We start from the raw sequence: 3,543 nt of genomic DNA, 5'->3' as shown, positions 1-3,543 counted from the left end.
TACCCCCCCCCCCCCCCCCCCCCCCCCCCCCCCCCCCCCGCTGGTGGGCGCACCCGCACCACGGGTGCGCCCACCGGGTTTTCTTCCCCCGTTAAACAAAAAGATGACCCCCGCCCTCACCTGCGGTTTCCATGCCGTTCCCGTCCTCGGGCACCCGACAAACCGGACCGATCGGTGAGCTGATCGGCGCAGCATCCCCGGCGGGCGGATAGGCTCAGAGGGCTGAGACAGACTCACCCGAAGGAGAACCGCGTGCCGTCCATCGACGTCGTCGTAGCCCGGGAAATCCTCGATTCACGAGGCAACCCCACCGTCGAGGTCGAGGTCGGCCTCGACGACGGCTCCACCGGCCGTGCCGCCGTCCCCTCCGGCGCCTCCACCGGCGCCTTCGAGGCGCTCGAACTGCGTGACGGCGACCCGAACCGCTACGGCGGCAAGGGCGTCGAGAAGGCCGTCCTCGCCGTCATCGAGCAGATCGGCCCCGAGCTGGTCGGCTACGACGCCACCGAGCAGCGCCTGATCGACCAGGCCATGTTCGACCTGGACGCCACCGCCGACAAGTCCTCGCTGGGCGCCAACGCGATCCTCGGCGTCTCGCTGGCCGTCGCGCACGCCGCCTCCGAGTCCTCGGACCTGCCGCTCTTCCGCTACCTCGGCGGCCCCAACGCGCACCTGCTGCCCGTGCCGCTGATGAACATCCTCAACGGCGGTGCCCACGCCGACTCCAACGTGGACATCCAGGAGTTCATGATCGCGCCGGTCGGCGCCGAGTCGTTCTCCGAGGCGCTGCGCTGGGGTGCGGAGGTCTACCACAAGCTGAAGTCGGTCCTGAAGGAGCGCGGCCTCTCCACCGGCCTCGGCGACGAGGGCGGCTTCGCGCCCAACCTCGACTCCAACCGCGCCGCGCTGGACCTCATCCTGGAAGCCATCAAGGCCGCCGGGTACACCCCGGGCCAGGACATCGCGCTCGCCCTGGACTGCGCCGCCTCCGAGTTCTACAAGGACGGCGTCTACACCTTCGAGGGCAAGGACCGCACCGCCGAGGAGATGACCGACTACTACGCCGGTCTCGTCGACGACTACCCGCTGGTCTCCATCGAGGACCCGCTGTTCGAGGACGACTGGGCGGGCTGGAGCACCATCACCGCCCGCGTCGGCGACCGCGTTCAGCTCGTCGGTGACGACCTGTTCGTCACCAACTCCGAGCGGCTGCAGCGCGGCATCGACGAGAAGGCCGCCAACGCCCTCCTCGTCAAGGTCAACCAGATCGGCTCGCTCACCGAGACGCTGGACGCCGTCGAGCTGGCGCAGCGCAGCGGCCTGAAGTGCGTCATGTCCCACCGCTCCGGTGAGACCGAGGACGTCACCATCGCCGACCTGGCCGTCGCCACCAACTGCGGCCAGATCAAGACCGGCGCCCCGGCCCGCTCGGACCGCGTCGCCAAGTACAATCAGCTGCTCCGCATCGAGGAGATCCTGGACGACGCCGCCGTCTACGCCGGCCGCTCCGCGTTCCCCCGCTTCCAGGGCTGACACCGCGAGGGCCGAGGCCGCCACGGCTGACGCGCCCTCACACCCCGACGGCGCCGGGCAGCAGCCCGGCGCCGTCGGCGTGCCCGCGTGCCGCACCCCCGCGACACCTCCCCGCACCGTGTCCGGCGGACACGCGCGCCACGGCCGGGCCCAACGCGCCCCCCACCGGCACCCGTCCCGTACGGTGGCCGAGGATTCCCGGGTGACTGAGGAGGCGGTGTGTCCGCGGGCCGGAGCAGGTTCTCCACCACGACCAGGCTCAAGGTGCTCGGCGAGCAGGCCGCCGAGCGGGTCTACCGCGCGCAGAACCGGCGGCTGCGCCGCCCGCCCCGCCGCTCGCGGCTCACCGGCCGCGCCGCCGTGCTGGCGCTCGTCGTCTGCTCGCTGATGGTCGCGCTCGCCTACCCGCTGCGGCAGTACATCTCCCAGCGCTCCGACATCGGCGACCAGCGCCGCCAGGCCGAGCAGGCGCAGCAGCGGGTCGAGGAGCTCCGGGACGAGAAGGCGCGCTGGCAGGACGAGGCCTACGTCGAGCAGCAGGCCCGCCGCCACCTGCACTACGTACGTCCCGGCGAGGTGGGGTTCACCCTCCCCGACGTGGGCGGCAGCGAGCCGGACGACCGCCGTCACCGTGACCGCAGCGGCGCCAACCGGCCTTGGTATGACAACCTCTGGGACGGCGTGGACCGGGCCGACGAGCCACGCTGAGGCCGCCTGCCGGGCGGTCGCGCCGTGCCCCTCCCGACCCTGGACTGAAGCAGATGGACACCCCACCCCCGCTCACCGAACCCACCGAGCCGACCGACGCCGACATCGAGGCGTTCCGGCAGCAGCTGGGCCGCCCGCCGCGCGGCCTGCGCGCCATCGCCCACCGCTGCCCCTGCGGCAACCCCGACGTGGTGGAGACCGCGCCCCGGTTGGAGGACGGCAGCCCGTTCCCCACCACGTACTACCTGACCTGCCCCCGCGCCGCCTCCGCCATCGGGACCCTGGAGTCCGACGGGGTGATGCGCGAGATGAACGAGCGGCTCGCGCAGGACGAGGAGCTCGCCGCCGCCTACCGGTCGGCCCACGAGGACTACCTGCGCCGCCGCGACGCCATCGAGGTGCTGGAGGGGTTCCCCAGCGCCGGCGGCATGCCGGACCGCGTCAAGTGCCTGCATGTGCTCGTCGGCCACTCGCTGGTGGCCGGGCCGGGCGTCAACCCGCTCGGTGACGAGGCCATCGCCATGCTGCCCGAGTGGTGGCGCAAGGGCCCCTGCGTGCAGCCGTGCGGCACCGAGGGCACCCGGGGCTCCGAGGAGGACCAGTGACCGACACCCCGCGTTCCGACGCCCGCTCCGACGCCCCGCCCGCCGACGGCGCGACCCGCGTCGCGGCGGTCGACTGCGGCACCAACTCCATCCGGCTGCTGGTCGCCGACGTCGCCGCCGACGGCTCGCGCCTGGCCGACCTCGACCGCCGCATGGAGATCGTCCGGCTCGGACAGGGCGTGGACCGCACCGGGCGGCTCGCCCCCGAGGCGCTGGAGCGGACCTTCGCCGCCTGCCGCCAGTACGCGGAGGCGGTCACCGCGCTCGGCGTCGACCCCGCTGCCGTCCGCTTCGTCGCCACCTCCGCCTCGCGGGACGCGGAGAACCGCGACGAGTTCACCGCGGGCGTCCGCGAGCTGCTCGGCGTCACCCCGGAGGTGATCACCGGCGACGAGGAGGCGCAGCTCTCCTTCACCGGCGCGACCCGCGGACTGCCCGCCGACGGACGCGGCGGCGACTCCCTCGTCGTGGACATCGGAGGCGGCTCCACCGAGTGCGTGCTGGGCGCCGACACCGTCCGGGCGGCGCGCAGCGTCGACATCGGCTGCGTCCGGCTGACCGAGCGCCACCTCACCGACCCCGACGCGGGCGGCGGCGTGCCCGCCGGGCCGCCGGCGCCGGAGCGGGTCGCGGCGCTGCGCGCCGACATCGAGGCGGCGCTGGACCTCGTCGAGGAGACGGTGGAGCTGCGCAGCGC

The 3,543-nt window shown here is 73.6% G+C and carries 4 protein-coding genes; all 4 read left to right on the top strand.

Features of this window, described 5'->3' with window-relative positions; genetic code table 11:
* Window positions 1–252: 252 nt before the first annotated feature.
* A complete protein-coding gene (eno, locus tag HCN52_RS21650; protein WP_168090125.1) occupies window positions 253–1,533 on the top strand; it encodes a phosphopyruvate hydratase in 1,281 nt (426 codons plus the stop codon).
* A gap of 219 nt (window positions 1,534–1,752) precedes the next feature.
* Complete coding sequence (locus HCN52_RS21645) at window positions 1,753–2,241, top strand: FtsB family cell division protein (protein WP_168090124.1); 489 nt, start codon at window positions 1,753–1,755, stop codon at window positions 2,239–2,241.
* Window positions 2,242–2,294: 53 nt separating this feature from the next.
* Window positions 2,295–2,846 (top strand): DUF501 domain-containing protein, encoded by a 552-nt coding sequence (locus HCN52_RS21640; RefSeq protein WP_168090123.1) that lies wholly within the window; start codon window positions 2,295–2,297, stop codon window positions 2,844–2,846.
* Window positions 2,843–3,543, top strand: a 701-nt coding sequence (locus tag HCN52_RS21635; protein ID WP_376767185.1) for a Ppx/GppA phosphatase family protein, incomplete at its 3' end; no start/stop codon positions are given. The genes HCN52_RS21640 and HCN52_RS21635, both read left to right, overlap by 4 nt.

Origin of the sequence: Streptomyces bohaiensis (assembly GCF_012033785.1) — a bacterium.
In the GTDB taxonomy this organism is placed as follows: domain Bacteria; phylum Actinomycetota; class Actinomycetes; order Streptomycetales; family Streptomycetaceae; genus Streptomyces; species Streptomyces bohaiensis.
Note: the sequence above shows the minus strand (reverse complement) of the source record. Positions and strands in the feature narration are given on the sequence as shown.